Raw genomic sequence first — 26,258 nt, 5'->3', positions numbered from 1 at the left:
AGATTGCACTATAATGAAAGTTTAAGCTAGCGTTTTTAAGGTGAATAAAGAGCTAATAAGTGAAATACCTCTACTTGAAGATAAGGCAGTTTCTGAGATTGAAAATGCTGCTTCTTTGCAGGATTTAGAAAAAGTTAGGTTGTCATACCTGGGGAGAAAGGGTGTAGTAAAAGCTTATTTCGATGACTTAAAGAATATAGATGATGCAGGAGAAAAACGCGACCTAGGTGCAGTGATTAATGTTTTACGCAATAAGATAGACCAGCTTATAACAAGCAAAGAAAATGAACTAAAAGATAAAGAAGTTAAGTTAAAACTGCAAAATGAAGCAGTTGATATCACACTGCCTGTCAGACCAGAAAGAATTGGCAAGATTCATCCACTGAGCAAAGTTATAAGTGAAGTAAAGCTCATTTTTGCACATATGGGCTTCAAAGCAGTTGATGGTCCTGATATTGAAGATGAATTTCACGTGTTTGATGCGCTAAATACTCCAAGTCATCATCCTGCGCGAGAGGAGCAAGATACTTTCTACTTAAAGAATAAAATAAACGATAAAAGAATGGTGCTGCGCACTCATACCTCATCTGTGCAGATTAGAACTATGGAAAAAACAAAAACTTTTCCAATTAAAATAGTGGCTGCAGGCAGGGTATACAGAAATGACTTTGATGCAACTCACACTCCTATGTTTCATCAGATAGAAGGGCTTTATGTTAATGAAAATGTCAATATGGGCCAATTAAAATTTACTATTCATCGCTTCCTTAGTAAATTTTTCGGAGATAAAGGTCTAAAAATACGCTTTCGTAATAGTTTTTTTCCTTTTACTGAGCCTTCTGCAGAAGTGGACATAAGTTATAAAGATAGTAAATGGATTGAAGTACTTGGGTGCGGTATGGTACACCCAAATGTCTTTAAAAATGTTGGAATAGACCATACTAAATACAGTGGCTTTGCATTTGGGATTGGTATAGAAAGGCTAGCAATGCTGAAATATCAAATTAGTGATCTAAGGAGCTTTTACGACAATAGAGTTAGTTGGCTCAACCATTATGGTTTTCATTTTTCGTCTTTAAGATAAGTGACAAATAAATCTTATACATTTGTTGTACTTGCTGCTGGGCATGGTAAACGAATGAATTCAAGCTTGCCTAAGGTTCTGCACAAAATAGGTAATTTCTCCATGCTTGAGCACGTCATTGACAATGCAAAGCAGATGAATCCTGAAAAAATAGTTATTGTAGTCGATTTGCCTTTAACTCAAAGGCTGAAATGCTTTGAGGGTATAAAACTAATTACACAAGAGTCAACGCTCGGTACAGGGGATGCAGTCAAAATTGCAATGAGAAACCTGAAAGAATTGTCAGATATAGTTGTTGTGCAGTATGGGGATACTCCGCTGATAAAAAGCAGCACAATAACTAAAATGATAAGCTGCTTAGGAGAGAGCAATGCTTTAGTTTGTCTTGGGTTTAAAACTAATAACAAAGGATACGGTAGACTAATTATTGAGAACGGTTCCCTAAGAGAAATCGTAGAAGCACAAAATGGTAGAAATAATGATGAGGAATTTCTTGCTAATGCTGGAATAATGGTTGCACGTGAAAAGAATCTACGTGAATTGGTGGAGAAAATAGAGTGTAATAACCAAGCTCATGAATATTACTTGACCGATATCGTTGCCATTGCAGTAAAGAGTAATTTAAATGTCGGCTATGTTATTGCTGATGAGGAGGAGGCAACTGGCATAAATAATAGGAATGACCTTGCAACGGCCGAGTTTTACTTTCAAGAAGAAAAAAGAAAGTTTTTCACTAACTCTGGAGTAACGCTTGTTGCTCCAGAAACTGTTTTCTTCTCTCTTGATACGCAAATTGGTATGGATTCGATTGTTTACCCATACGTTTTTTTTGGTCCTGGAGTAAAAATGGGATCTGGTGCTCAAGTTGGTCCATTTGCCAAATGTGAAAATACAACAATAGGTGATGGTGCAATCATAGGTAATTTTGTTGAAACAAAAGCAAGTGATATAGGTATAAATACTAAGATAAAGCATTTAAGTTATATAGGAAATACTCAGGTAGGGCAGGGGAGTAACATAGGTGCAGGTACCGTTATTTGTAATTATGATGGGAAAAAGAAACATAAAACAAATATTGGAAGAAATTGTTTTATTGGTGCTAATAGCTCATTAATTGCACCGCTTAATGTTTATGATGACTCTCTAGTTGCAGCAGGTAGCGTTGTAGTCAAAGATGTGCCAAAGGGAAGTCTGGCAATTGCAAGAGAAAGGCAAATAACAAAAAAAATAAAATAATTCCAATTTTTTACTTGCAATTTATACCATTTTTAATATTTATATGCTTGTATATGCATATATTAATCTTTAGAGGATAAAAATGAAAAAATTACTTACTTTATTGGCCTGCTGTTCTTTGTCAGCACCGTCTTTTGGAGTTGATTGGGTTAAAGATAGAACCTACACCTCTTCGTCGTATGGCATGCTTGGTATTAATTATGATCTTGGCTATCATTGTACAGATAGCATTAAAATTTCAGTTGGCCCTGTAGTCAAACTTGTTATTAATGAAGGGATTTTAGATGCGGGACTTATGGCAAAGCTTCATTATCATTATAAGTTTGAAAGTACAGATATTGCTCCTTATATTACTTTTGGTGTAGGAGGAGTTGCTAAAATGCTTCTATCAGAACAGAAAGATCAAGAGCCAGACGTAGAAGAATTTTTTTCTTATCAAATAGGTTCTGGTATTAATCTTCCACTTTCTGAGAGAACAAATGTTTTTGCTGGCTACAAGCTGCAAAAGTTCCATGAACTTTCGCATGGGGTTGAGTTTGGAATGAGTTTTAATTTGTAAGCTCCGATTGAATGTTTTTAGTGAAGTCTGGTTTGAATTTTTGTTGAAATAAAAGCAAGTTATATAGGCTAAAATGATGATTGCAGCAGGTAATAAAATGTGAAAAAGAAAAGTTTGGCAATTGCAAGAGAAAGGCAAGTAGCTAAGAAAGTGATTCCGATTTTATTATGTAAGTTATGTGATTTTTAACTTTTCTGTGAGTATATATGCGTATATTCATGGTTAGAGGGTGAAAATGAAAAAATTACTTACTTTAGTAGTCTGCTGTTCTTTGTCAGCACCGTCTTTTGGAGTTGATTGGATTAGAGATAAAATCTATACTTCGTCATCATATGGCAATCTTGGTATTAATTATGAGCTTGGCTATCATTATACAGATAGCATAAAAATTTCAGCTGGTCCTGTAGTCAAATCTGTTTTTTTTGGAGGATCTTTGGCAGAGCTAGGATTCATGGCAAAGCTTCATTATCATCATCAATTTGAAAATACGGATATTACCCCTTATGTTACTTTTGGTGTAGGAGGTGGAGCTAAAGTATCTCAACCAGCACAGCAAGGTCAACAGCCAGACGTAAAAAAGTTTTTTTCTTACCAGATAGGCTCTGGTATTAATCTTCCACTTTCTGAGAGAACGAATGTTTTCGCTGGCTACAAACTTCACAAGTTCAGTGAGTTTTCTCATGGGTTTGAACTGGGAATGAATTTTAATTTATAAGCTCCGATTGAATGTTTTTAGTGAAAGCTTGAGTTTTTATTAACGTCGTAAAGTTTTCATGAGACTAAGAGAATTTGAGAGTAGTCAAGTTTAAAACTTGACTACTCTCCACAAGGAAAAGCAGATAAAGGTAGAAGTATTTCATGTTTTTATTTATATTGACAGTATGTGTAACATCATTTACGATTACTGTTAATAACAATAATTGATATTTGTCATGTTTGCAGTAATCGAAACTGGTGGAAAGCAGTATTTAGTAAAAAAAGGCAGCATAATTAAAGTAGAAAGATTACAAGCTGAAGAAAAAGAGGAAGTGGAAATCAATAAAGTGATTTGTGTTTCAAGTAATGGCTTATCTTGTTCATCTAATGCTGTTGTTAAAGCTGAAGTACTAGAGCAGTGTAGAGATAAAAAAATTATAATCTTTAAGAAAAAAAGAAGAAAAAATTACCGTAGGAAAAATGGTCATAGGCAGTATATTACTGTTCTTCGTATCAATGAAATTAGTCTTCAAAAGTAAGAGGTAAGATATGGCAACTAAAAAATCAGGTGGTAGTTCCTGTAATGGTAGAGATTCGGCAGGGCGTCGGCTCGGGATAAAGAAGAATGGTGAGGTTATTCCAGGTAACATAATTGTACGTCAAAGAGGTACAAAATTTCATCCTGGAAAGAATGTTGGTATGGGTAAAGATCATACGATTTTTGCTAAAACGAAAGGCTGGGTGAGTTTTAGAAAATCAGCAAATAAAAAGACGTTTATTGATGTTGTGCCTACAGATAATATGCAAGCCTTGGCTTGAATAGATACGGGTCTGTAGCTCAGGTGGTTAGAGCGCACGCCTGATAAGCGTGAGGTCGGAGGTTCAACTCTTCCCAGACCCACCATTTAAATTTGCAATAGTTTTGATATTGTGTAACTAAACGATGGTTTTACATAAGAATTCAGTAACTAGTGAATCAGTAGCAGCTGGTCATCCAGACAAAGTAGCAGACCAGATTTCAGATGCAATACTTGACGAATACCTTTTTAATGACTCTTCCTCTCGTACTGCAATGGAGACTTTAGTTACTAAAGATAATGTTATTATAGCTGGGGAAGTATTTGGGCCGAACATTGAAAATAGCAAGATTGAAAGTATTGTACGGAATACAATAAAAGATATTGGTTATGAGCATGATGGTTTCCACTGGGAAACAGTGAAAGTAAATATATTGCTACATGAACAATCAAATGACATTGCAATAGGTGTGGATCAAGGTGCTGGGGATCAGGGCATAATGTATGGCTATGCAACAATAGAGACAGAAAGCCTCATGCCAGCACCCATTTTTATGCACACTCGATTCTGAGAGCCTGTTCATAATCTTTTCAGAAGCAAAGCAGCGAAAGCAAGAACGACCATTTGCAGGCTAGTGTTGAGTTTCCGCTCGCAATTTTTCCACAATCGCCTACATTTTTGCAACCAAGCAAAAGATCTCTCAACAACCCATCTTTTCGGCAATACGACAAAGGTGTGTAATTCGCTTCACCTCAACAGTTGCACCAATAGTTACTTTCATCTGTGTTGCAAAATTTTCTCCTGTGTAGCCAGCATCAACTAGTATATTTTTAACTTCAGATAGGTTTTCTTTAGCATTTTTAACCATTCTCACAGCGCTACTACGATCAGTTATTTCTGCCGTTGTTATATAAATTGCGTGGGGTAAACCTTGTGTATCTACCGCAATATGGCGTTTTATTCCTGAAACCTTTTTGCCTGCATCATAGCCTTTTTCTTCAGCAGTATCTGCATTTTTTACGCTTTGTGCATCAATTATGCAGAAGCTGGTTTTTTCTTTCCGACCATTGTTTTGTCGGACCACGCCAACTATTTTTTTTAATACCAGCTCCAGAACACTTTCTTTATTTGCATCTGCTTTTTCACTCCACTTCTTAAAATAGTCGTAACAATTCCGCCATTTTGGAAACTCTTTTGGTAACATTCTCCACTGGCAGCCACTTTTTAAGACGTATAACACTCCACAAAATACATGATATAAATCAAGTGTTCTTGGCTTTGTCCTCTTCCTGCAAGACTCCAGATCTGCTACAATAATCTCAAACTTTTCTCGACTTATATCACTTGGATATAAACTTCGCATATCCTACTTTATATACTTTATCCTCTCATTCTATCCCTTTTTTGAGATCACGTACAGGCTCTGAGAAATATCATGAGTATGGTCAAAGAGGTAAAGCTTGGTCCGGATGCAAAATCGCAAATCACTTTGGCGTATGAGAATAACCTTCCAGTGCGTGCTGAAAGTATTGTTGTTTCAATACAGCATCTTGAGGATCTGAGTCAATCGAAAGTGAAGGAAATAATTTATCCTTACATAGCTTCATCTTTACCTGAAGGGTGGATGTGCCCTAAAGAAAATCTCTTAGTCAATCCAACAGGTAGATTTGTTATTGGTGGACCAGTTGGTGATTGTGGATTAGCCGGACGAAAAATTATGGTTGATACTTATGGAGGCTATATTCCACACGGTGGAGGAGCGTTTTCTGGAAAAGATGCAACAAAAGTTGATAGATCCGCAGCTTATATGGCGAGATACCTTGCTAAAAATATTGTCTTTGCAGGTTTAGCTGAACGTTGTCTTGTGCAGCTTTCTTATGCAATTGGTGTCTCAAAACCTACTTCATTTTACATTGATACATTTGGCACGAATACGATAGATGAAGAGAGGATTAAAGGGTTTATTGAAGGTAACATAGATTTATCAACTAAAGGCATAATAAGGCATTTATCACTTAATCGTCCTATATATAAACGTACAGCCTACTATGGGCATTTTGGTAAAGATTCGGAAGGTGATGGTGGATTTTCTTGGGAAGGTGTGGACTTATCTACTGATTTTTGTAAAGAATTTAATATAGAAGAAAAAAGGAGAGAATTTCTTTAAACTATTAAACTCTTTTATTTCTAGCTTGATACTGATATAATAACTTATTATAAATTGTAAGTAACTTTTTAGTAACTATACTAGTTTTAATATTTATGAGGCTTACAAGATGTCCGACAAACCAAAAGAAGAATTTTATGATATTGCTATAAAAGAATCATCTGATCTTATTGAAGAAATAAAAGAACATCCTTTCAATGTTGAATTGATAAACAATACGCTAGATTATGAAAAGTTCAAAATTTATCTTCAGCAGGATTTTTTATATTTAGTGGGCTGTACTCGTGCTTTATTGATTATTGCAGCTAAAGTTGATGACATTGAAATAATGGGCAGTTTGGTTAATATAGCAAGGGGAACATTTGCGGTTCGAAAGCAGTATACTGAATATTTTGAGACTTGTGATTTATCCGATAATCATAAAAAATCAAAATCTTGTTCTGCTTTTACTGACTTTTTTATGCGTGCTGCATATCATAATTCTGTTGCTGAAGCTTTAGCAGCGTCTTATCCTTGCTTTAATATATACCAAATTATTATAAATCATATGGTAGGAGAGGTTATGCCTAAAAAAGTTGAAGATCACAGATATCAAGGGTGGATTGATATCTATAATAACACAGTAATGAATGCTACGATTAATCAAGTTACTGACGTTGCAAATAATCTATATGCAAAGGCTGGTGATTATGAGAGGAAAAAGATGCGTGAGTTTTTTAAGAGAGGTCTAGAGCTAGAAATAATGTTTTGGGATGAGATGTATTCTCTAGCATAGTCTGTAGTATTAACACTAAATTATATTCTAGTTTATGTGATGTTTAGTGGTATAATTAAGAGTTATTATGGGTCAAACCTTTTAAAGGATATTATTGAGCATCCTTTCAATGTTGAATTAGCAAATAATACTTTAAACATAGAAAATTTCAAGTTTTATATACAACAAGATGCATTTTTTGTAGCTGATTATGTTCGTACTGTTTTAATTATTGCATCAAAAATGGAGAGTTGTAACAACATTGTTCCATTGATTGAGGTGGCTCAAGGAGGAATAGAGATTATAAGAGTGTTATGCGACCACTACTTTGCTGTATACTCTATAAATCGTGGAGAAAAGTCGCTAGAGTGTTTCAATTTTACTAACTTTCTTTTGTCTACTTCGTATAGCGACATTTATGAAGCTGTAACAGTTATTTACTCTCGCCATTTTATATATAAAGTTGTTATTGGTAGTATGAGAAGTAAAATTAAAAAAAATAATAGGTATAAGGATTGGTTTGATTTTTTTTGGCAGTAGCTTGATGGAATCTGGATGTGTTGCTTTGGAAGATATTGTTGACGAGTATTGTAACAAAGCAAGGGAAAGTGAAAGAACCAGAATGCTTGAATTATTTAAAATAACTGCACAATTTGAGTTAGACTTTTGGAATAGCGCATATAATTTTTCAAAATTTGATCAAGATTTTAAGAAATATTGACAATTTTAAGCTAATTTGTATGCTTGATATGTATTTTTGAAGGTGATATGAAAAGGAAAGAATATGATTTTCATTTAGTGGACCCAAGTCCCTGGCCAATTGCTATATCAGCAGCAATTCTTGTTCTTGCACTTGGATTAGTTGGTACACTCCACAAACAAATTTCTGGAATATTTGGTTTAGTTTTGGGAATCTCTGCGGTATCAGGAGTGCTGTTTTATTGGTGGAGAGATGTAATAAGAGAAGCAATTTATGATAAATGCCATACTGCCATTGTAAAACATGGACTCAAGCTTGCAATGTACTTATTTATCCTCTCGGAAGTTGTGTTTTTTATAGCGTTCTTTTGTTCATTTTTTAAAGCCTGGCTTGATCCGGTTTTTTTATTTGAAGCGTTTTCTCCTACAAAAAAAGTTGAATGGCCCCCTGAAGGGATTTTGCCACCGGATCCGTGGTCGTTACCATTTATGAATACACTAATATTATTACTTTCTGGTACAACAATTACCTCAGCACATCATTTTTTACTTGAAAATGATAAAAAGAGCATGATTAAAATGTTATCTATAACTATATTGCTTGGAATTTTCTTTATAATAGTGCAAGCAATTGAGTATTATGAAGCAAGTTTTTCTCTACAAGAAGCGGGAGAGAAACTTATCTATACATCCAACTTTTACATGATTACTGGTTTTCATTGTGTCCATGTTATAATAGGTATAATATTTTTGTCAGTATGTTTATTTAGAGCTCGGAAAGATCAATTTATACCTCAAGATCATTTATGCTTTGAGTTTGCCTCTTGGTATTGGCACTTCGTGGATGTAGTCTGGATATTTTTATTTGTGTTTGTTTATTGGTTAAGCCTTTATTAAGTGGTTAAGATAATCGGTCTAGATCCGGGAATAAGCAAAACGGGTTGGGCCATTATCAGCCTGGAAGAAAAAAATAATATTAAATTTTTGGGTGGTGGTACCATATCAACTGATAGTAAATTAGGTACAGGTGAACGTCTATATATAATTTTTGAACAATTAAAGAAAGTAATTTTTCTATACTCTCCCAATGAAGCTGCTGTAGAAAAAATTTTTGTTAATAAGAATCCAAAATCTTCACTAACTTTAGGATATGCAAGAGCAATTGTAATTTTAGTATTACAAATGACGGATTTGACCATGAATGAATATGATGCGAACTATATAAAAAAGAGCATTACTGGAAATGGTCATGCTGATAAGGATCAGATTATATTTATGGTGAAGCAAATAGTTAAAAACTTAAATACAAAATGTCACCATACTGCTGATGCTCTTGCTACAGCAATTTGTCATGCTTATACGAGAAGTTCTTGTTTTATTGAATAGTTTTACACGAATTCAGTTAAAAAAACTATTTGATGGTATTTATCTTATCTAACGTTCGTTGCAGAATAATACATGCAGCAATTTTATCATCTATTTTTTTTGATTTTGTGATTGATATTCCAGTAATTTTTAGTGCGTGAGTTGCAAGAGATGTTGATAAACTTTCGTCTTGTAGATATATGTTTATCTTACATTTTTTTATTATTTTATTTGCGAATTGGATTATTGCTTTACACCATTCGGTTTCTTGTTCATCTATTGTGAATGGTAGCCCTATTACCATTGATCCAGCTTCATTTTCTTTAAGTACTCTATTTAGATAACCTAAATCTTTGCTCATATTTCTTCTATAATATATATTATGAGCTGTAGCTATAAGCTGTGTTTTATCACTAAATGCTATGCCTATTTGTTTTTCTCCCATATCAAGGCACATTAACCGCTTATCTTTTGGGATGGATTGTAAAAATTCATTGAGGTTTCTATAGAGCATTCATTAGATTTTTTCTTTTTTACATCATTATTTATTACATGATCTGTAAATTCAGTGTCATAAATCTATTGGCATGACAGACATTCATCATAATTAATATCTGTTTTTTGTTGCAATATTTGACTTTTTTTGAATATGTCATGTGAGACCTTGTCAGCTCTCTGCATTGATTGTGATCTGCAGTAATATAAGCTCTTTAATCCTTTTTTCCAAGCAAGCATGTGTATTTTGTGTAAGTAACGTTTATGCACATTGGCAGGTAAGAACAGATTTACTGATTGAGATTGACAAATATAAGAAGTTCTATCACTTGCATGTTCTATGATCCATTGTTGATCAAGTTCGTATGCTGTTTTAAATGTCAGTTTTTCATGCTTGCTAAGAAAATCTAAATGCTGAACAGAACCCTCATTTGTTGAAATTGAGGACCATGTTTCATCATTGTCTTGATTTTTTTCTGCTAGTAGTTTTTGCAAGAATTTATTTCGTACTACAAATGAACCTGTCAATGTCTTCTGTATAAATACGTTTGCTGCATATGGCTCTATTCCAGGGGAAGTGTTGCCTGCGATAATCGAAATTGAGGCAGTTGGAGCAATAGCGAGCTTATGTGTGAACCTTTCCATTAGATCGATTTCTTTAGCGTCAAGACATGGCCCTTTTTCTTCTGCTAATTTTTTAGAAACTACATCCGCTTGCTCGCGCAAATGCTTAAATACTTTTTTATTCCATTGTTGGGCTGTTACTGATTCAAAAGGAACCATTTTACTTTGTAAAAATGAATGAAAACCCATCACGCCAAGACCGATACTACGCTCTCTTATTGCGGAATATTTTGCTCGCTGTATTTCATTTGGTGCTTGGTTTATGAAATCCTCTAATACATTATCAAGAAAACGCATTATATCTTCTATGAAAAGCTCATTATCTTTCCATTCTTCGTAGTATTCAAGATTTACGGATGATAAACAACATACAGCAGTGCGTGACTTGTTCAGGTGATCGTAACCTGTAGTTAAAGTTATTTCACTGCATAGGTTTGACATTTTTATATCTAAATTGAGCTTTTTGTAAGGTTCTGGTTTATTGTTATTTGTTGCATTAAGAAAGATAATATAAGGTTCTCCAGTTTCAATTCTTGCTGTTAATATTTTAATCCATATATCCCGTGCTTTTACTGTTGAAATAACTTTATTGTTATGAGGGCTTATTAAATCCCATTCTTGATCATCTTCAACAGCTTGCATAAACTTATCTGTTACTATTACAGCATGATGTATATTTAATGCTTTGCGATTTGGGTCACCACCAGTTGGCTTACGTAAATCTAGAAACTCTTCTATCTCTGGATGGGATACAGGAAGATAGACGGCTGAGCTTCCTCTTCTTAATGATCCTTGGCTGATTGCAAGCGTTAGAGCGTTTTGTACTACGATAAATGGCACAATTCCTGATGTTTTACCGCTACCTTTGACACTTTCACCAATTGAACGTAAATTTCCCCAATAACTACCTATTCCACCACCACGTGCAGCGAGCCAAACATTTTCATTCCATAAATCAACTATTCCCTGCAAGCTATCTTCAGTTTCGTTAAGAAAGCAGGAAATAGGCAATCCTCTCTTGGTACCACCATTGCTAAGTATTGGAGTTGAAGGCATGAACCATAAATTGCTCATGTAGTCATAAAGACGCTGTGCATGCTCTTTATTATCAGAGTAGTAATTGGCAATGCGTATAAAGAGATCTTGATAACTTTCATTTTCTATTAAATATCTGTCCAATAGAACTGCTTTTCCAAAAGCGGTTAATTTACTATCCTTTGCGTAGTTAATAGCAATGTAATTCATAAGGCTCCTTTTATGATAATATAGACATTTATTTGAGCGATTTCTCGATTAAGTTGTTAAATTTTTTTGTGGATACTGTAATGCAAACAAGATACCATCAACTTGGCTGCCATATATTTTACAGTAACTCATTTGACTTATTTGCATATTTGTTTCTTTTGCAACATGCTGAATATAATCTTCTGAGTGACGAAAATAATCTCCCTTGTTTACAAAGTCAATACCTTTACTTTCCTTTCTTCTTACTAAACATACAATAACCCCTTTTTTGCTTGTCAATCCTTTTGCTAGTTTCAATTCTGCTAGAAAATCATGTAGATAGTGTAGCACTTCAGCAAAGATAATTACATCATACTGCTGGTTCTTCTCTTGTTTAAGAAACTCTTTCATTTCTGTATGTATTAACTCATCGTAAACAGGTTTACCTTTTATAAGGCATCCTCTTGCAATATTGAGCATTCTATTTGAGATGTCAACTCCTGTTATGCGACTTCTAATATTACTTATTTTTAGGAAGTGACCACATATTCCAGTACCGCAACCAAGGTCGAGTATATTCAGTTCAGAAGTGTAGTGGTTAAAGACTTTTGTAATTATCATGTGTACGAGTTCATGCCCTCTGTATTGTTTGGCAATTAGCCAATGCTCAACAAAATATTCACCTGTGTAATCAAAATATTGTTTTATGAGATTTTCAGGCAATTCTACGATATCTGATGTGTTTGTTATTTTTTTTAAGTAGTAAGAAGCTTCTTTGTGACTACTATCTAATTTTAGCGTCTTTGTTAAATAATTATAAGCTTTATTAGTATTTCCTACTGCAAAATGACATCTTCCAATATTATACCAGATTATAGGTAATTTGGGGTAGAATATGCTAATTAACCAAAATCTTAACTTTGCATCTGATATATTACCTTTATAGAAGTGATATAACCCGATTTCAATGTTGGTATTTAATAGGTTTTTAGATTTTTCAAGAAGCGCTACAATTTCTTTATGGAGAGTATTGTATTTATCCATAATGAAATTTTTTACTTTTTTAATATTTAATAAGCCAGTGAGCTTAGATATACAATTTAAAGCAAAGTTTTTTATAAAAGATAGATTACTTTTCATACATTAGAAATACTCCAAATGTTCATTTTCATTTTTAGGTAACTAATTTTAACACATTTTATCTTACAAAATATCTTTTTCATTAATTTTTCTGTACATATCAATTTGTCGAATATTTCTCAGATTGTACTGTTTAAGATTACTGGTATGTTGTTGTTGATAATAATAGGTAAATGTTTTGTGTAAAAAGGCGTTGACATATGATTTATCAGATTGTAACATATAAAAGATTAGTTTTTAGATGTTTGAAAAGTTTTATGGTAGAGATTATTTAATCTCAATTCAATTGTAAGTTAATATTTAACTCTGCATATTCTACATATAGTCAGATAAATAAATTATTAAGAGCACTTGATGGATGCCTTGGCGTTAAGAGGCGATGAAGGACGTGGCAGGCTGCGATAAGCTGTGGGAAATTGTCAACAAATTTTGATCCGCAGATTTCCGAATGGGGAAACCCAACTAGCTTAGCTAGTTATTATATACTAAGTATATAAAGCAAACTTGGTGAACTGAAATATCTAAGTAGCCAAAGGAAAAGAAATCAACCGAGATTCTGTTAGTAGTGACGAGCGAAAGCGGAAAAGGCTAGTGATTTAAAAATAAGAATTAGAATACTTTGGAAATGGTAACCATAGAAGGTGATAGTCCTGTATAAGTAGAAAGTTTTTAAATCCTTGAGTAGAGCGGGGCACGTGAAATCCTGTTTGAATATGGGGGGACCATCCTCCAAGCCTAAATACTCCTTAACGACCGATAGTGAACAAGTACCGTGAGGGAAAGGTGAAAAGAACCCCGGGAGGGGAGTGAAATAGAATCTGAAATCAAGTGCTTACAAACAGTTGGAGCTCTATATCAATTTATTGATATTTAGAGTGACAGCGTACCTTTTGCATAATGGGTCAGCGAGTTAATCTATGAAGCAAGCTTAAGCCGGTAGGTGTAGGCGTAGCGAAAGCAAGTCTGAATAGGGCGTTTAGTTTTATGGATTAGACCCGAAACCAAGTGATCTAGTCATGACCAGATTGAAGGTATGGTAAAACATACTGAAGGATCGAACCAGTTAATGTTGCAACATTATTGGATGAGTTGTGATTAGGGGTGAAAGGCCAATCAAACTTGGAAATAGCTGGTTCTCCGCGAAATCTATTTAGGTAGAGCGTTGTATGTATGTTGTTGGGGGTAGAGCACTGGATAGACTAGGGGGATTCATCATCTTACCAAATCTAACCAAACTCCGAATACCAACAATTAATTATACAGCAGACACACTACGGGTGCTAAGTCCGTGGTGGAAAGGGAAACAGCCCAGATCACTATCTAAGGTCCCAAAATTACAGCTAAGTGGGGAAGGAAGTGGAAAAACCATTACAGCTAGGAGGTTGGCTTGGAAGCAGCCATCCTTTAAAGAAAGCGTAACAGCTCACTTGTCTAAATAAGTTTTTCTGCGCCGAAAATGTACCGGGGCTAAAGCTGTATACCGAAGATGTGGGTGCTTATTAATTTCGATTAATAGGCGCGGTAGCGGAGCGTTCCGTAAGTCTGTGAAGGCGGTTTGTGAAAGCTGCTGGAGATATCGGAAGTGAGAATGCTGACATAAGTAGCGTAAAAGAGTGTGAAAAACACTCTCACCAAAAATCTAAGGATTCCTACGTTAAGTTAATCTGCGTAGGGTTAGTCGGTTCCTAAGGCGAGTCCGCAAAGGAGTAGTCGATGGCAATTAGGTTAATATTCCTAAACCTCTTAAGTGTGACGGGTTTTGTATTTGTGTAGGTCTTATTGGATTGATCTATGCTTAAAAGAAGCTCCAGGAAATAGCACTTAATATTTATGAGGCCGTACCGTAAACCGACACTGGTGGATGAGTAGAGTATACTAAGGTGTTGAAAGAATGATGTTGAAGGAACTCGGCAAATTATACCTGTAACTTCGGAAGAAGGGTAACCTGCTTTTAGGCAACTATGAGTAGGTGGCACAAAATAGGGAGTAGCGACTGTTTACTAAAAACACAGGACTCTGCAAACACGTAAGTGGAAGTATAGGGTCTGACGCCTGCCCGGTGCTGGAAGGTTAATAGGAAGAGTGCAAGCTCTGAATTGAAGCCCCAGTAAACGGCGGCCGTAACACTGACGGTCCTAAGGTAGCGAAATTCCTTGTCGGGTAAGTTCCGACCCGCACGAATGGCGTAACGATTTCTCCACTGTCTCCAACATCATTTCAGCGAAATTGAATTCCCCGTGCAGATGCGGGGTACCCGCGGTTAGACGAAGAGACCCCGTGCACCTTTACTATAGCTTTACATTGCTATTAAAAATGTGATGTGCAGGATAGGTGGGAGACTTTGAAGTTATGGCGCTAGCTGTAATGGAGTCGACCTTGAGATACCACCCTTTACATTTTTGATATCTAACTATGTTTCATTATCTGAAACTAGGACATTGTATGGTGGGTAGTTTGACTGGGGCGGTCGCCTCCTAAAAAGTAACGGAGGCGTACGAAGGTAAGCTAGAGCTGGTCGGAAATCAGCTTGATAGTATAATGGCATAAGCTTGCCTGACTGCGAGGCTGACAAGCCAAGCAGAGACGAAAGTCGGTCATAGTGATCCGGTAATTCTGTATGGAAGGGTTATCGCTCAACGGATAAAAGGTACGCCGGGGATAACAGGCTGATGGTGTTCGAGCGTTCATAGCGACGACACCGTTTGGCACCTCGATGTCGACTCATCACATCCTGGGGCTGGAGAAGGTCCCAAGGGTTCGGCTGTTCGCCGATTAAAGTGATACGTGAGTTGGGTTTAGAACGTCGTGAGACAGTTCGGTTTCTATCTGCCGTGGGTGAAGGAAATTTGAGAAGGTCTGACTCTAGTACGAGAGGACCGAGATGGATATACCTCTGGTGTACCAGCTGTTATGCCAATAGCATCGCTGGGTAGCTATGTATAGATGGGATAATTGCTGAAAGCATATAAGCAAGAAACCCTCTTCAAAAAGATTTCCCAATTAAGGCCGTGGAAGACTACCACGTTGATAGGCTAGGTGTGGAAGCATGGTAACATGTGAAGCTAACTAGTACTAATAGCCTGATTGATTTATTTCCTTTCTATATGTGTATATGCAGTGTTAAATATTAAATTGAAATTTGTTAAGTCAGAAATTTTTATTGACTTGGTGACTATAGCAAAAATGAACCACCCGATCTCATTTCGAACTCGGAAGTGAAACTTTTTAGCGCCGATGATACTTAAAAAGGGAAAGTAGGTCGTTGCCAAGTTTATAAAAGTTTCTTTTTTATTTATATCTGTTCAGTAGAGCGATGAAACAAGGTAAACATAGAGTAGCTGTGAGGTAATATAATTGATCTTTTAGAACTCTGCGAAAACTTTAAAATAAAAGTAGAAAATTTAAAAGTAGAATTTGCTACCTGTTTGTAAATGAGGAGGAGAGATAGCAATATTTAACAAATCATCAAAAAGTTGATCTTCTGAAAATCAAACTTTATATAATTGAATATTAATTAAGTTCTTGGAGATGAGGAGAAAGAAGAAGTAGCAAACTACCAAAAAGCAGATACATTTGGTCCAAGAGTTAGGCGATAATTGTAGCACTCAGTGGATTTTATAAAAATTCAAAACGTGAGAATTATAAGTGATGTTTTTAATGTGAATTGAAGTTTTTAATGTGAATTGAAAGCGTATCAAATAGTGAATGTAGAGTTCCTTCAAAATGCAAAAAGGTGTATGGTGCAATCGTAATAGTCGCTGACAGGTACTTTGAAACATAGTCGGACTATTGAAGTTAAAGTTCTGGGCTGTTACTTAAAAAACGCATCCACTAAATTGTTTATGCTAAAAAAAGCTTTATTAAAAAATGAAACAGAAGTGTAAGAAAGTTGCAAAACGTATAAGGTATTACTTGAAGCTACCTATCTGAAGCAACTGGAGCTTCTCAAGTTGCGAAAAATATTTTAAAATCTGAAAGAATGATGTGAAATTTTTTAAGTAAACTAGAAAGTATTCCGCTATCACGCCGAACAGCAAATTAGGCATTATATCGTTTACTGTAAAAGCTCATATTTTACGTAATCAGAGCTAGGAATTTGAAAAGATAATCTCATTATACTTCACGTGAAAACAAAGAGAACTATACAATCCCCTGCCTATCGCTTCTTCAACCACTCCCCTGAACAGGTACTTTTACTTTTATCAAACCATTCTCTTATTGTAATAAGTTGCTTCTATATTCAAATTTAGCAACTTCCCTCTAGGATTATCCTTATTTTGTTCTAAGTACTGGCTTTGTTCAAATGCCATTCCCCATTGTGTACGGTAGCTAGACTTTCTATATTCATAAAAACTCTCTTCAGCATTATTTGTATCGAGCTTTTTATCTTGTTTTCTTATACTCTCTACCATCAAGTACCCACATCTATTAATTTATTTTAAAAACTTTACTTACTTTATCATAAAAAACATAGCTGTAAATACTTTAGTGAAAATTTCTTCTTATTTTATCTTTCTTTAAGCAAATATTTAGATCTTTTTGTAAATTTTTATAGCCTGCTTGCATAATGTTTTTATGGGTTAGTATTATGTAATAGTATCCTAGATTACTTATATTAGAAATGCTAACTTTAGCTAGCATTCGTAATTGCCTTTTTATTTTATTTCTTTTTGCTGCTTTTCCGACTTTTTTACTGATAGCCAGACCTACTCTAATAACATGAATATACTTTTCAGGTTCTCTTTCTTTTATAGCATATAGTGATATATATACCCCTCGATAAAAAAGACTGTCAGGTGCTAATCTGTTTTTAAAAGCAAGGGAAAACTCTTTTTTTTTATGCTTATTATGCGCATAATTTATTACACCCTAATGAACGACGCTTATTAAGAATTTTTCTTCCAGCTTTTGTTGACATACGTGAACGAAATCCATGTCTGTGCTTTCTTTTTAAATTTTTTGGTTGAAATGTTCTTTTCATTGCTTTTATATTAATATGACTATTTATTTTAAATTATTTTGCTCTATTGTCAAATAATGGTCAACTTCTATGGCATTCTTGTTGAATAAAATTTGATGTATGGAAAAATGAATTTAATTATAGGCGTACCTGTTTTACTAATCCTTTTATTTTGTTTGAGTAAGTTTCAAGCAGTAAGTAAAGTTAAGTCTTATATATATTTGAGTTGTATGTGGATGATACCTTGTTTGTTAGCATTCTATGATGGTTATTTTATAACTTCTATTTCTATAGCGTTACTTTTTTTTATGCTGATTTTTATCTTTAAAGGTAAAAGAAATAAGATGGTAAAATTTTTGTTATTTATGGCTTTAGCAATATCACTTTTTATCACTTTATTTATAATGCTATCTATTTTTGTTCAGTCCATTTCTTTTTTTAATAAAGTAGCTATTTCAGAATTCTTATTTTGCTTAAAATGGAAGCATAATGTAGCTATTATTGGCGGAGGAGAGGTGGGATGTTTTGGTATAGCGCCACTTTTAGTGGGGACATTACTTATAACTATTGTAGCAATGCTAGTTGCGGTGCCGCTTGGTTTATTTTCTGCAATATATATTAGTGAGTATGCGAGTGAAAAAGTGCGTTATGTTATTAATACAGCCTTACAGGTTTTGTCTGCTATTCCTACTGTTGTATATGGATACTTCTCAGTTGTATTTTTGTCTTTTTTTATAAAGCAGGTAGCAAATTTTTTTAATTTAAGTATACACTCAGAAAGTGCTTTGATTGCTGGTTTATCGATCGGGGTAATGATTCTTCCTTTTATTATTTCTTTGCTTGAAGATGCTATAAGATCTGTTCCAAAAAGTTTGCGTTATGGTTTTATGGCGCTTGGCGCAACACCAGCGGAAACTATATGGCATATAACAATACCTTATGCAATGCCTACAATTTTAAGTGCAATTTTATTATCAATTTCAAGAGTGATAGGTGAAACAATGATTGTACTAATGGCTGTGGGAATCAATGCAAATTTGACCTTTAATCCTCTCAATTCAGTTACTACTATCACTGTACAAATTGCTACATTACTTACCGGAGATCAGGATTTCAATAGTGTGCAAACTCTTGCTGCTTATGCGCTTAGTTTGGTGCTGTTTGTTATTACTTGGCTATTGAATGCATTTGCATTGTTTATAATGAAACGTAACTAGTAAGTGTTTTAATATTGCAAAATTTCTGTTAATAATATAAGATTTATTTTCTTTAGAAGTTCTTTTATAGAATTGTAGTGTTAGGTGATGAAAGAGATGAGTACAGGTAAAGTAGTTAAAATAACTCAAGCAGTTGTTGATTTAAAATTTGAAGACGGGTTGCCTAAGATATTTAATGCTTTAAAAAGCAAACTAAAATATAAGGGCAAGGAGCTAGTTTTAGAGGTTTCACAGCATATAGGTGACAATATAGTTCGTTGCATTGCTATGGATAGCACAGATGGTATGTCAAGAGGTGATGAGTTTGTTGATACAGGTGCACCAATATCAGTTCCGGTTGGACGCTCAACTTTAGGAAGGGTTTTTAATGTTGTAGGGGAGCTTATAGATGAGTGTGGTCCGCTAAAAGGAAAGTATGATTTAGAACCTATACATAGATCACCTCCAAGTTTTACTGAGCAAAAGATACAGGAAGAAGTTTTAGTTACAGGAATAAAGGTTATAGATCTTCTTGCTCCTTATCTTAAAGGAGGAAAAATTGGCTTATTTGGTGGAGCTGGTGTTGGTAAAACAGTTCTGATAATGGAGCTGATTAACAACATAGCAAAAGCTCATAAAGGATTTTCTGTGTTTGCTGGAGTAGGAGAGAGAACGCGTGAAGGTAATGATCTTTATAACGAGATGATTACTTCGAATGTAATAAATATAAATGAGCACGAAAAATCTCAAGCCGTTTTGGTTTATGGTCAAATGAATGAACCTCCTGGAGCAAGGGCTAGGGTTGCTTTAACAGCACTAACTATGGCGGAGTATTTTCGTGATCATGAAAATCAAGATGTTCTATTTTTTGTAGATAATATCTTCCGTTTTACTCAAGCTGGCTCTGAAATTTCTGCTTTGCTTGGAAGAATACCGTCGGCTGTTGGTTATCAGCCAACTCTTGCGACTGATATGGGCGCTATGCAAGAGAGAATAGCCTCAACTACTGCTGGTTCTATTACTTCTGTACAGGCTATATATGTTCCTGCAGATGATTTGACCGATCCAGCTCCAGCAACGACATTCTCTCATCTTGATGCAACCACGGTGTTGTCAAGGCAGATAGCTGAAATGGGTATATACCCTGCTGTTGATCCACTTGACTCAACTTCTCAGTCTTTATCTGCTGAAATCATTGGTGAAGAACATTATAATGTGGCTTCTGAGGTGAAACGTATATTGCAAACTTATAAGTCGCTGCAAGATATTATCGCAATACTTGGTATGGATGAACTATCTGATGAAGATAAAATTATTGTTGATAGAGCTCGTAAAATTCAGAAGTTTCTTTCTCAACCTTTTCATGTTGCGGAGGTATTTACTGGCATGTCTGGCAAATTTGTTTCACTTTCTGATACTATTTCTAGTTTTAAAGGAATTATTGAAGGTAAATATGATCATCTGCCAGAAGCTGCTTTTTATATGGTGGGAAGTATAAGTGAAGCAATAGAAAAGGCTGAATCAATAAAAGCTGAAGTTGGAGCCGGACATTAAAGATTATGAACACTTTTAAGGTGCAATTTTTTTCTCCTGATAATCGAATTTCATTCGATGAAGTGGTTTCGCTTTCAGTCAATGGGCTTGAAGGAGAGCTAGTGATTTTAGCTTACCATTCTCCTTACTTAATTTATTTATTGCCTGGTATAATTACTGTTCAAATGAGTAACCAGACAAAGGAAAAAGTTGTAATTGATAATGGTATATTAGAGGTTGCAAATAATAATTGTAGCATTATAACGAATCAAATTCAGGTTTTTGATCATTTGACTCATGATGAGGAATCATTAAAAAATAAGAGAGTTGGTATATATTTAAGTTATCTTGATGTCAAATCTCTTTAGGGGCTCTTTTTGTGTTCAAGAAATGAGTTTACTCTTGTCATTCCCACTTCAAGTAGCTGACACACAACTGTACGAACATTATGGTTCGGGGAAGATGTCATCCCAGTTTGTGACACTGGTTTTTCATAATCATTAAAACGTTGATTACTGTTATACTCGCAAATTTAACTGGATCCCAGTGTCGCGCACTGGGATGACAAGGGGGACTGACAAGAAAAGAAGGACTGGTTTCACATGCATCTGAACAGTATTAAACACTTTCGTGCTGACTTTGACTACACGCCTGTGAGGGAATGCTGATTAAATTTAGAAATGAATTACAGTGATCATCATCACCATCGCTATGAAATGCGCTATCAAAGCTTAAGGACCTAGGGTTTTTTTCTGCATCTTGGTTATTTAGATATGGTTCTTTACCGTTTAGCTTTTCTTTTTCTTCCATTATTCTTTTAATTTCCAAAGCTTGATTTTTTACCTTTTCTTCCAATCTTTCAATCTCAGCATAGCACTTATTCTCTTCTACTATCTTTTGCTGTAATTGCAGTATCATCATTTCGATCTGCTTATCTTCAGTCTCTGGCATTAAATCCGACTTATCCCACTCTAGCTCACATTCCTCTTGTTCATCAGGTTCCAAATGTGCGTTGTGCTCACTTTGCAAATTTTGCATTTGAGATTTGAAATTCATTAAACGTTCATTCTTTACCTCCTGCTGTAATTGCTCTCTTATTTTCTCGATCTGTTCATCTTTAAGCTCTACCTTGTTCGTTAACTCTTCACATTTCCACTTTAGCTGATCTACCTCTTGTTTACAAGATTCCAGATTTGTGTTGTGCTTATCATCTAAGCTTTGCATTTGAGATTTTAAATTCATTAACGATGTACTGTGTTCATCTCTCATGCTGTTTGCTTCCTCTTCATTTGCATTTGCCTCTTCTTCTAACTGATTCACTTTACTTTTCAGTTTCTTTCCTTCTACATTGGCAACTTCCAGGTCTTTCTTCAGTTTTTTATTTGCCTTTTCAAATTCTTCCAGCTCTGTTGACATATTTGCTAGCTTTTCATTTTCTTGTGTCAGTTCATCTTGCAATTTTGCATTTTTTTGCTTTTCTCTTCCAAGTTCATCCTGTAAATCACTATTATACTTTTCTGACTCTTCAATTTCTTGCTTAGCCTCTATGATTTCCTGTTCTAATTTTTCTTGCTTTATTATACGGCTGTTTAACATTTGCTTTTCTTCTTTCAATAATAATAACTTTTTTTCTAAATCTGATATTCGCTCCTCTTTGCTTTTTTTTATACTCTCATTATCGATTCTTAACTGATCAAGATCGTTTTTTAAATGAAACCTTTCTTCTTCCAGGTGAGCTAATGCGTTTTGCAGTTTTCTTAACTCACTTATCAACTCTTCTTTTCCTGCATTAGCAACTTCCAGCTTTTTCTTCAGGTCTTTCTTTTCTTCATATGCACCTTCAAGTTTTTGCGCTCTTTCTTCCAGCTCTGTTGACATATTTGCTAGCTTTTCATTTTTTTGTGTCAGTTCAGCTTGCAATTTTGCATTTTTTTGCTTTTCTCTTCCAAGTTCATCCTGTAAATCACTATTATACTTTTCTGACTCTTCAATTTCTTGTTTAGCCTTGTCGAATCTATATTGTAATTCGTTCCTCTGCTCATTTAATTCTCTAATTTCTTGCTCAGCCTCGTCGAGCCTATATTGTAAATTGTTCCTCAGTTCATTTAATTCTCTAATTTCTTGTTCAGCTTTTGTAAGCTTTTGATCTAGTTGTTGTGAGTTAACTTCTGTTTGCACTGCAGCTTCTTGCAAATTAACTTCTGTCTGAGTTTCGGTTTCTTGAGAGCCAATTCCTATTTGAGTTTCAACGTGCTGCACAGCAACCTCTGTCTGAGTTTCAGTGTGCTGTAAATTAACTTCTGTTTGAGTTGCAATTTGTTGTGGATTAATCTCTGTTTGAGTTGTAACTTCTTGCAAATTTTGAGTTTCAGTCTGTTGAAAGCCAATTTCTGTTTGAGTCTTAACGTGTTGCACAGAGACCTCTGTCTGAGTTTCAGTGTGCTGTGAATTAACTTCTGTTTGAGTTGCAATTGCCTGAGTTGCAATCTGCTGTGTATTAACCTCTGATACATTGTTGCTAGTGAAAGAAAGAATAGGATTGCTTTTAGCATCATTTTCAAGATCTTTCATCTTTTCATCTTTATTGATTACGATATGTTCATTGTTTTGCAGATTAATAACAGCTAGAGCATCTTTATTCTTCTCCAATAATGCTTTGACAGCGTCATGTAGAGAGAGACCTTGAATATATAATTCTTCATTTTGTCTTATTAATTCCAAAAACTCCTTAGGTGGCGATTCAAAATCTTTACCATTAAACTGTAGTACTTTAGTTATACCAGAATTACTTACATTCATAACCATAGTACAGGTAACAGTTTTTCCATCCTTGTCCTGCACAGGCCAAGTGCTTGTCATTTCATAATATGCATCCTCTTTAAATTCATAATGTCTTTCCTTACCTTTTCGGTAAGCGTATATGTCATGCTTTTTATCGCAATAGATATTCAATGTGCTAATATCCCTTTCTTGCTGTAAGATATCACTAATTCTTATTGGCTCACTTCTATTGTAATTAATAAGATTAATGTTTAACACTTTATCAGAATTGTTAGTTTCTACATAAAAAGCTCGAAGGTCTATGTCTTTGTCTCTAAAATACTTACTTACAGCTTTTTTTGCCTGATTTGCTAATTCTATAAAGTTTTTTTTAAAGCTTTTGTTGAAAGATAGATCTATATATGCTTGCTTCAAATTTTCATCATTTGTTAAATCCATGAACAAGTCATAAATCTCCCATTTGCTCTGATAGTATTCTTCTAGAACAGTAATGCTATTTTTTCTTTTCAGTTCTGCTAATATATCTTTCAATATCGGGAAATTTGTTGACATAGTATACCCCCTATTACTATTGTTCTGATAATATATTTACTTTAGGAGTGATTAAGCTATCAAAACTCCTTTTATATTAACCTTTTTAGTTGAATTTAATTGCGAGCGTTAAACTCGACCTTAGTCATTTTGTTTATTGTTCCTCACTACCTATTTATGTTACTATACTAATAGTAGCACTAAGTTTTAGGCTATGCAAGAATTTCTATTGGACGTAAAGCTAGTAAACTTCAGAAATTGGTTATGCTAATTCTGTTAATAAAATGCAACCAATTAAGGAAAGCGCTATACTGTGTCTCAGTGCAATATTTTCTTTCCTAACGGACTTAGAATTGAGTTGAGTTAAAAATCCGATTTTATTTAATACCTTTCAAAGATGACAATATTTTGTAAAAATGGGTTTTGAATAGGACAATAATTAGGACAATAATATGGAAATTTTTCTTGATAGTGTTGATTTGAATGAAATTAAGGAGCTAAAAGAGTTCATTGATGGCATAACAACAAATCCTTCTTTGATAGCAAAATCTGGACATAAAGATAAATACGAAAATTTAGCAAGTGAGATATGCTCTGTTATAAAAGGGCCTGTTAGTGTTGAAGTTGTTGCAGATAGCCATGAGGATATGGTTAAGGAAGGCCTTAAGTTAGCGAAAATCGCTAGTAATATCGTAGTGAAGTTACCCCTTACACATGAAGGATTAATTTCTTGTAAAAAGTTGTGGACAGAACATAAAATACCTGCTAACATCACATTATGTTTTTCTCCTGGACAAGCACTGCTTGCCGCTAAGGCCGGTGCTTGTTTTATTTCTCCCTTTGTTGGTCGTCTTGATGATATAAGCTATGATGGCTTATCGCTAATAGAAGATATATGCACTATATATTCTAATTATGGTTTTAACACAAAAATTCTTGTTGCATCAGTAAGAAGTCCAGCGCATGTAATAGAGGCTGCAAAACTTGGTGCTGATTCAATTACTGTGCCAGCAAAAATACTTAGACAGTTAATTAATCATCCACTTACTGATCAAGGGCTTGCAATATTTGAAAAAGACTGGGGTGTAAAATAATAAATTTAGAAAATATAATATAAAAAGGACATAGGTACCATCTGTCCTTTAAAGACATGCAGGTTAATGATATGCGTAATTCAGAATTTTAAACATAATGATCCTTCTGTTAATAAAAAAGATTCAGAAAAATGTATACAGCTACGACCGAAGTATAGCTAAAATGTATTTTAACTGAAGATTATAGATTAACTGAATTGGAAAGCCTGCAGACGAAGATAGATTCCGAGCTCTAGAACAGCTTCGCTGTGCATGGTAACAAAGCTATTAGAGTTTGTCAAGTAATTTTTTATCGTAATTTTACGAACGTGCCATGCCAGTAATTATATCTAGTTAAATTTGTAAAGTAATACAGTGTTTTCGATAGTTATAAAAAAGCTGGATTTCAGTGCTGGAGTAACATTTTGGAAATTGGGATGAAAAGAGGGAAAGTACTAGTTTGAAATTAAGTTTTCTGGATTCCAGCATCAAGTGCTGGAATGACAAGAGAGGAGTTCCAGGTACAGCTGTTACCTATAGAATGGCAGTACTAGAATGATAACAAACTGAATGACATATTTAATCTCTATACAGATGTACATCACGCACCGATTTCCATTCAAGGTAATGTCATTCCAGTGCTTGACATTGGAATCCAGTTAGATTTGCGAGTATAAAAGTAATACAACATTTTGATGATGGAAGCCATTACTAGGATAACAAGAAAGGAAGTGCTGATTTCAGTGTTTATACGTTAGCCATGCATCTAAAAATTTATAAACAAAAGGTTACACTTCACAACTTTGTGATGGAATAGGTTTTTCAATGCTTTTCACGCAAAATTCAGTTATGTTATTAGCTATTTCATCAAATTTATGATTTATATCCTTACCTATTTTTTCATCTTTAATATATTCGTACAGAGTTAAAATAGCTATAGTTGAACATATTGCAATGAAACCAACTTTTGCTGTAATAAGTAATGATAACCCACCTGCAAGTATGGACACTACTCCAATAGCTAAATTTATAATTTTATTTTGTGTTGACTGGTTCTCTTTATCCTCTAAGACATTTGATATTGCTTTTGAGGCCACTTTTATTGCTATTGCTGTAGTTGAGATTATAATGAACATTATAGCTATTTTTGCTAAAAGCAAAATTGATGGTAGCATTATTGTAAGCAACAATGAGCCAGCTCCTATCAGTAGCCACTTCTCATTTATTTTTTTAGACTGATCTGTATTGCTAAGCACTGCACCCTCCATTTTAATTAATGGTTTATTCATATAGTATGAAATATGCGATGGTCAAGATATTTTTATGTGGAAAAGTTTGCGATT

At 34.6% G+C, this 26,258-nt stretch carries 23 protein-coding genes, 1 tRNA gene, 2 rRNA genes and 4 pseudogenes; 21 read left to right on the top strand and 9 right to left on the bottom strand.

Annotated features, from left to right (window positions below; genetic code table 11):
• Window positions 1–40 precede the first annotated feature (40 nt).
• From pheS to ABWU64_RS04945, 8 genes and pseudogenes are all read left to right on the top strand, one after another.
• On the top strand, window positions 41–1,084 hold the full coding sequence (pheS, locus tag ABWU64_RS04980; protein ID WP_015588323.1) for a phenylalanine--tRNA ligase subunit alpha: 1,044 nt from the start codon (window positions 41–43) through the stop codon (window positions 1,082–1,084).
• Window positions 1,085–2,320 (top strand): NTP transferase domain-containing protein, encoded by a 1,236-nt coding sequence (locus tag ABWU64_RS04975; RefSeq protein ID WP_353279441.1) that lies wholly within the window; start codon window positions 1,085–1,087, stop codon window positions 2,318–2,320.
• A gap of 82 nt (window positions 2,321–2,402) precedes the next feature.
• Window positions 2,403–2,879, top strand: coding sequence for a P44/Msp2 family outer membrane protein (locus tag ABWU64_RS04970; protein WP_015588325.1), 477 nt, complete (start codon window positions 2,403–2,405; stop codon window positions 2,877–2,879).
• A gap of 235 nt (window positions 2,880–3,114) precedes the next feature.
• On the top strand, window positions 3,115–3,594 hold the full coding sequence (locus ABWU64_RS04965) for an outer membrane protein (protein WP_341815749.1): 480 nt from the start codon (window positions 3,115–3,117) through the stop codon (window positions 3,592–3,594).
• 217 nt (window positions 3,595–3,811) lie between these two features.
• The gene (gene rplU / locus ABWU64_RS04960; RefSeq protein WP_015588327.1) at window positions 3,812–4,114 is read left to right on the top strand and encodes a 50S ribosomal protein L21; all 303 of its coding nucleotides are present in this window, start codon (window positions 3,812–3,814) and stop codon (window positions 4,112–4,114) included.
• Window positions 4,115–4,124: 10 nt separating this feature from the next.
• A complete protein-coding gene (gene rpmA, locus ABWU64_RS04955; protein WP_017532465.1) occupies window positions 4,125–4,394 on the top strand; it encodes a 50S ribosomal protein L27 in 270 nt (89 codons plus the stop codon).
• 8 nt (window positions 4,395–4,402) lie between these two features.
• Window positions 4,403–4,479: transfer RNA gene (locus ABWU64_RS04950), tRNA-Ile, on the top strand.
• A gap of 39 nt (window positions 4,480–4,518) precedes the next feature.
• Window positions 4,519–4,946: pseudogene (locus ABWU64_RS04945) on the top strand (S-adenosylmethionine synthetase N-terminal domain-containing protein); the annotation flags it as partial.
• Between the two features lie 6 nt (window positions 4,947–4,952).
• Here ABWU64_RS04945 and ABWU64_RS04940 read toward each other — a convergent pair.
• Window positions 4,953–5,736 (bottom strand): annotated as a pseudogene (locus ABWU64_RS04940) (IS5 family transposase).
• Between the two features lie 60 nt (window positions 5,737–5,796).
• Here ABWU64_RS04940 and ABWU64_RS04935 point away from each other — a divergent pair.
• From ABWU64_RS04935 to ruvC, 6 genes and pseudogenes are all read left to right on the top strand, one after another.
• Window positions 5,797–6,540 (top strand): annotated as a pseudogene (locus tag ABWU64_RS04935) (methionine adenosyltransferase domain-containing protein); the annotation flags it as partial.
• Between the two features lie 109 nt (window positions 6,541–6,649).
• Complete coding sequence (locus ABWU64_RS04930; protein ID WP_353279439.1) at window positions 6,650–7,315, top strand: TenA family protein; 666 nt, start codon at window positions 6,650–6,652, stop codon at window positions 7,313–7,315.
• Window positions 7,316–7,354: 39 nt separating this feature from the next.
• Entirely contained in the window at window positions 7,355–7,834 is a 480-nt protein-coding gene (locus ABWU64_RS04925; RefSeq protein ID WP_353279437.1) for a TenA family transcriptional regulator, read from the top strand.
• Window positions 7,835–7,838: 4 nt separating this feature from the next.
• Window positions 7,839–8,015, top strand: coding sequence for a hypothetical protein (locus ABWU64_RS04920; RefSeq protein WP_353279435.1), 177 nt, complete (start codon window positions 7,839–7,841; stop codon window positions 8,013–8,015).
• Between the two features lie 47 nt (window positions 8,016–8,062).
• Window positions 8,063–8,890, top strand: a complete 828-nt coding sequence (locus tag ABWU64_RS04915) for a cytochrome c oxidase subunit 3 (RefSeq protein WP_353279433.1) — start codon at window positions 8,063–8,065, stop codon at window positions 8,888–8,890.
• Window positions 8,891–9,379 carry a crossover junction endodeoxyribonuclease RuvC gene (gene ruvC / locus ABWU64_RS04910; protein WP_353279431.1) on the top strand — a complete coding sequence of 163 codons (489 nt, stop codon included), beginning with the start codon at window positions 8,891–8,893 and terminating at the stop codon, window positions 9,377–9,379. It begins immediately after the preceding gene.
• A gap of 25 nt (window positions 9,380–9,404) precedes the next feature.
• Here the strand turns inward: ruvC and ruvX are convergent, their stop codons facing one another.
• The 3 genes from ruvX to ABWU64_RS04895 all read right to left on the bottom strand — a co-directional run bounded on the left by ruvX (window position 9,405) and on the right by ABWU64_RS04895 (window position 12,841).
• The gene (ruvX, locus tag ABWU64_RS04905) at window positions 9,405–9,872 is read right to left on the bottom strand and encodes a Holliday junction resolvase RuvX (RefSeq protein ID WP_341815755.1); all 468 of its coding nucleotides are present in this window, start codon (window positions 9,870–9,872) and stop codon (window positions 9,405–9,407) included.
• A gap of 65 nt (window positions 9,873–9,937) precedes the next feature.
• Entirely contained in the window at window positions 9,938–11,722 is a 1,785-nt protein-coding gene (locus tag ABWU64_RS04900) for a ribonucleoside-diphosphate reductase subunit alpha (RefSeq protein ID WP_341815756.1), read from the bottom strand.
• Between the two features lie 48 nt (window positions 11,723–11,770).
• Window positions 11,771–12,841 carry a methyltransferase domain-containing protein gene (locus ABWU64_RS04895; protein ID WP_341815757.1) on the bottom strand — a complete coding sequence of 357 codons (1,071 nt, stop codon included), beginning with the start codon at window positions 12,839–12,841 and terminating at the stop codon, window positions 11,771–11,773.
• A 331-nt stretch (window positions 12,842–13,172) separates the two neighbouring features.
• Between ABWU64_RS04895 and ABWU64_RS04890 the strand changes: the two genes are divergently transcribed.
• The 3 genes and pseudogenes from ABWU64_RS04890 to ABWU64_RS04880 form a co-directional block, all read left to right on the top strand.
• Window positions 13,173–15,938: ribosomal RNA gene (locus tag ABWU64_RS04890) — 23S ribosomal RNA — on the top strand.
• Between the two features lie 67 nt (window positions 15,939–16,005).
• Window positions 16,006–16,112, top strand: a 5S ribosomal RNA gene (gene rrf, locus ABWU64_RS04885).
• 192 nt (window positions 16,113–16,304) lie between these two features.
• A pseudogene (locus tag ABWU64_RS04880) lies at window positions 16,305–16,823 on the top strand (hypothetical protein); the annotation flags it as partial.
• A gap of 220 nt (window positions 16,824–17,043) precedes the next feature.
• Here the strand turns inward: ABWU64_RS04880 and ABWU64_RS04875 are convergent.
• The 3 genes from ABWU64_RS04875 to rpmH form a co-directional block, all read right to left on the bottom strand.
• Window positions 17,044–17,253, bottom strand: a complete 210-nt coding sequence (locus ABWU64_RS04875) for a hypothetical protein (protein WP_015588336.1) — start codon at window positions 17,251–17,253, stop codon at window positions 17,044–17,046.
• Between the two features lie 73 nt (window positions 17,254–17,326).
• A complete protein-coding gene (rnpA, locus tag ABWU64_RS04870; protein ID WP_353279861.1) occupies window positions 17,327–17,566 on the bottom strand; it encodes a ribonuclease P protein component in 240 nt (79 codons plus the stop codon).
• A 121-nt stretch (window positions 17,567–17,687) separates the two neighbouring features.
• On the bottom strand, window positions 17,688–17,822 hold the full coding sequence (rpmH, locus tag ABWU64_RS04865) for a 50S ribosomal protein L34 (RefSeq protein WP_015588337.1): 135 nt from the start codon (window positions 17,820–17,822) through the stop codon (window positions 17,688–17,690).
• A 107-nt stretch (window positions 17,823–17,929) separates the two neighbouring features.
• On the opposite strand from rpmH, the gene pstC reads away from it, so the two are divergent.
• The 3 genes from pstC to ABWU64_RS04850 all read left to right on the top strand — a co-directional run bounded on the left by pstC (window position 17,930) and on the right by ABWU64_RS04850 (window position 20,898).
• Window positions 17,930–19,018: a phosphate ABC transporter permease subunit PstC gene (gene pstC, locus ABWU64_RS04860; protein WP_353279429.1), complete on the top strand. Its 1,089-nt coding sequence runs from the start codon at window positions 17,930–17,932 to the stop codon at window positions 19,016–19,018.
• A 96-nt stretch (window positions 19,019–19,114) separates the two neighbouring features.
• Window positions 19,115–20,551 carry a F0F1 ATP synthase subunit beta gene (gene atpD, locus ABWU64_RS04855; RefSeq protein WP_179943652.1) on the top strand — a complete coding sequence of 479 codons (1,437 nt, stop codon included), beginning with the start codon at window positions 19,115–19,117 and terminating at the stop codon, window positions 20,549–20,551.
• A 5-nt stretch (window positions 20,552–20,556) separates the two neighbouring features.
• Complete coding sequence (locus ABWU64_RS04850) at window positions 20,557–20,898, top strand: F0F1 ATP synthase subunit epsilon (RefSeq protein WP_010404622.1); 342 nt, start codon at window positions 20,557–20,559, stop codon at window positions 20,896–20,898.
• A gap of 250 nt (window positions 20,899–21,148) precedes the next feature.
• Here ABWU64_RS04850 and ABWU64_RS04845 read toward each other — a convergent pair whose 3' ends face one another.
• Window positions 21,149–23,863, bottom strand: coding sequence for a hypothetical protein (locus tag ABWU64_RS04845; RefSeq protein WP_353279427.1), 2,715 nt, complete (start codon window positions 23,861–23,863; stop codon window positions 21,149–21,151).
• Window positions 23,864–24,294: 431 nt separating this feature from the next.
• Between ABWU64_RS04845 and fsa the strand changes: the two genes are divergently transcribed.
• Window positions 24,295–24,936, top strand: a complete 642-nt coding sequence (gene fsa, locus ABWU64_RS04840) for a fructose-6-phosphate aldolase (RefSeq protein ID WP_341815759.1) — start codon at window positions 24,295–24,297, stop codon at window positions 24,934–24,936.
• Between the two features lie 767 nt (window positions 24,937–25,703).
• On the opposite strand, the gene ABWU64_RS04835 is transcribed toward fsa, so the two are convergent.
• Window positions 25,704–26,171 (bottom strand): hypothetical protein, encoded by a 468-nt coding sequence (locus tag ABWU64_RS04835; RefSeq protein WP_353279425.1) that lies wholly within the window; start codon window positions 26,169–26,171, stop codon window positions 25,704–25,706.
• Between the last annotated feature and the right edge of the window lie 87 nt (window positions 26,172–26,258).

Origin of the sequence: Wolbachia endosymbiont (group B) of Xanthorhoe designata (assembly GCF_964028585.1) — a bacterium.
GTDB lineage: Bacteria > Pseudomonadota > Alphaproteobacteria > Rickettsiales > Anaplasmataceae > Wolbachia.
Note: the sequence above shows the minus strand (reverse complement) of the source record. Positions and strands in the feature narration are given on the sequence as shown.

Coding starts and splice junctions, on each gene's coding strand:
- pstC (WP_353279429.1), top strand. CDS start 17,930: ATGAATTTAATTATAGGCGTACCTGTTTTACTAATCCTTTTATTTTGT.
- ABWU64_RS04850 (WP_010404622.1), top strand. CDS start 20,557: ATGAACACTTTTAAGGTGCAATTTTTTTCTCCTGATAATCGAATTTCA.
- ABWU64_RS04930 (WP_353279439.1), top strand. CDS start 6,650: ATGTCCGACAAACCAAAAGAAGAATTTTATGATATTGCTATAAAAGAA.
- ABWU64_RS04965 (WP_341815749.1), top strand. CDS start 3,115: ATGAAAAAATTACTTACTTTAGTAGTCTGCTGTTCTTTGTCAGCACCG.
- ABWU64_RS04920 (WP_353279435.1), top strand. CDS start 7,839: ATGGAATCTGGATGTGTTGCTTTGGAAGATATTGTTGACGAGTATTGT.
- ABWU64_RS04915 (WP_353279433.1), top strand. CDS start 8,063: ATGAAAAGGAAAGAATATGATTTTCATTTAGTGGACCCAAGTCCCTGG.
- rplU (WP_015588327.1), top strand. CDS start 3,812: ATGTTTGCAGTAATCGAAACTGGTGGAAAGCAGTATTTAGTAAAAAAA.
- ABWU64_RS04845 (WP_353279427.1), bottom strand. CDS start 23,863: ATGTCAACAAATTTCCCGATATTGAAAGATATATTAGCAGAACTGAAA.
- rpmH (WP_015588337.1), bottom strand. CDS start 17,822: ATGAAAAGAACATTTCAACCAAAAAATTTAAAAAGAAAGCACAGACAT.
- rpmA (WP_017532465.1), top strand. CDS start 4,125: ATGGCAACTAAAAAATCAGGTGGTAGTTCCTGTAATGGTAGAGATTCG.
- atpD (WP_179943652.1), top strand. CDS start 19,115: ATGAGTACAGGTAAAGTAGTTAAAATAACTCAAGCAGTTGTTGATTTA.
- ABWU64_RS04970 (WP_015588325.1), top strand. CDS start 2,403: ATGAAAAAATTACTTACTTTATTGGCCTGCTGTTCTTTGTCAGCACCG.
- ABWU64_RS04875 (WP_015588336.1), bottom strand. CDS start 17,253: ATGGTAGAGAGTATAAGAAAACAAGATAAAAAGCTCGATACAAATAAT.
- ABWU64_RS04900 (WP_341815756.1), bottom strand. CDS start 11,722: ATGAATTACATTGCTATTAACTACGCAAAGGATAGTAAATTAACCGCT.
- ABWU64_RS04925 (WP_353279437.1), top strand. CDS start 7,355: ATGTTTAGTGGTATAATTAAGAGTTATTATGGGTCAAACCTTTTAAAG.
- fsa (WP_341815759.1), top strand. CDS start 24,295: ATGGAAATTTTTCTTGATAGTGTTGATTTGAATGAAATTAAGGAGCTA.
- ABWU64_RS04895 (WP_341815757.1), bottom strand. CDS start 12,841: ATGAAAAGTAATCTATCTTTTATAAAAAACTTTGCTTTAAATTGTATA.
- ruvX (WP_341815755.1), bottom strand. CDS start 9,872: ATGCTCTATAGAAACCTCAATGAATTTTTACAATCCATCCCAAAAGAT.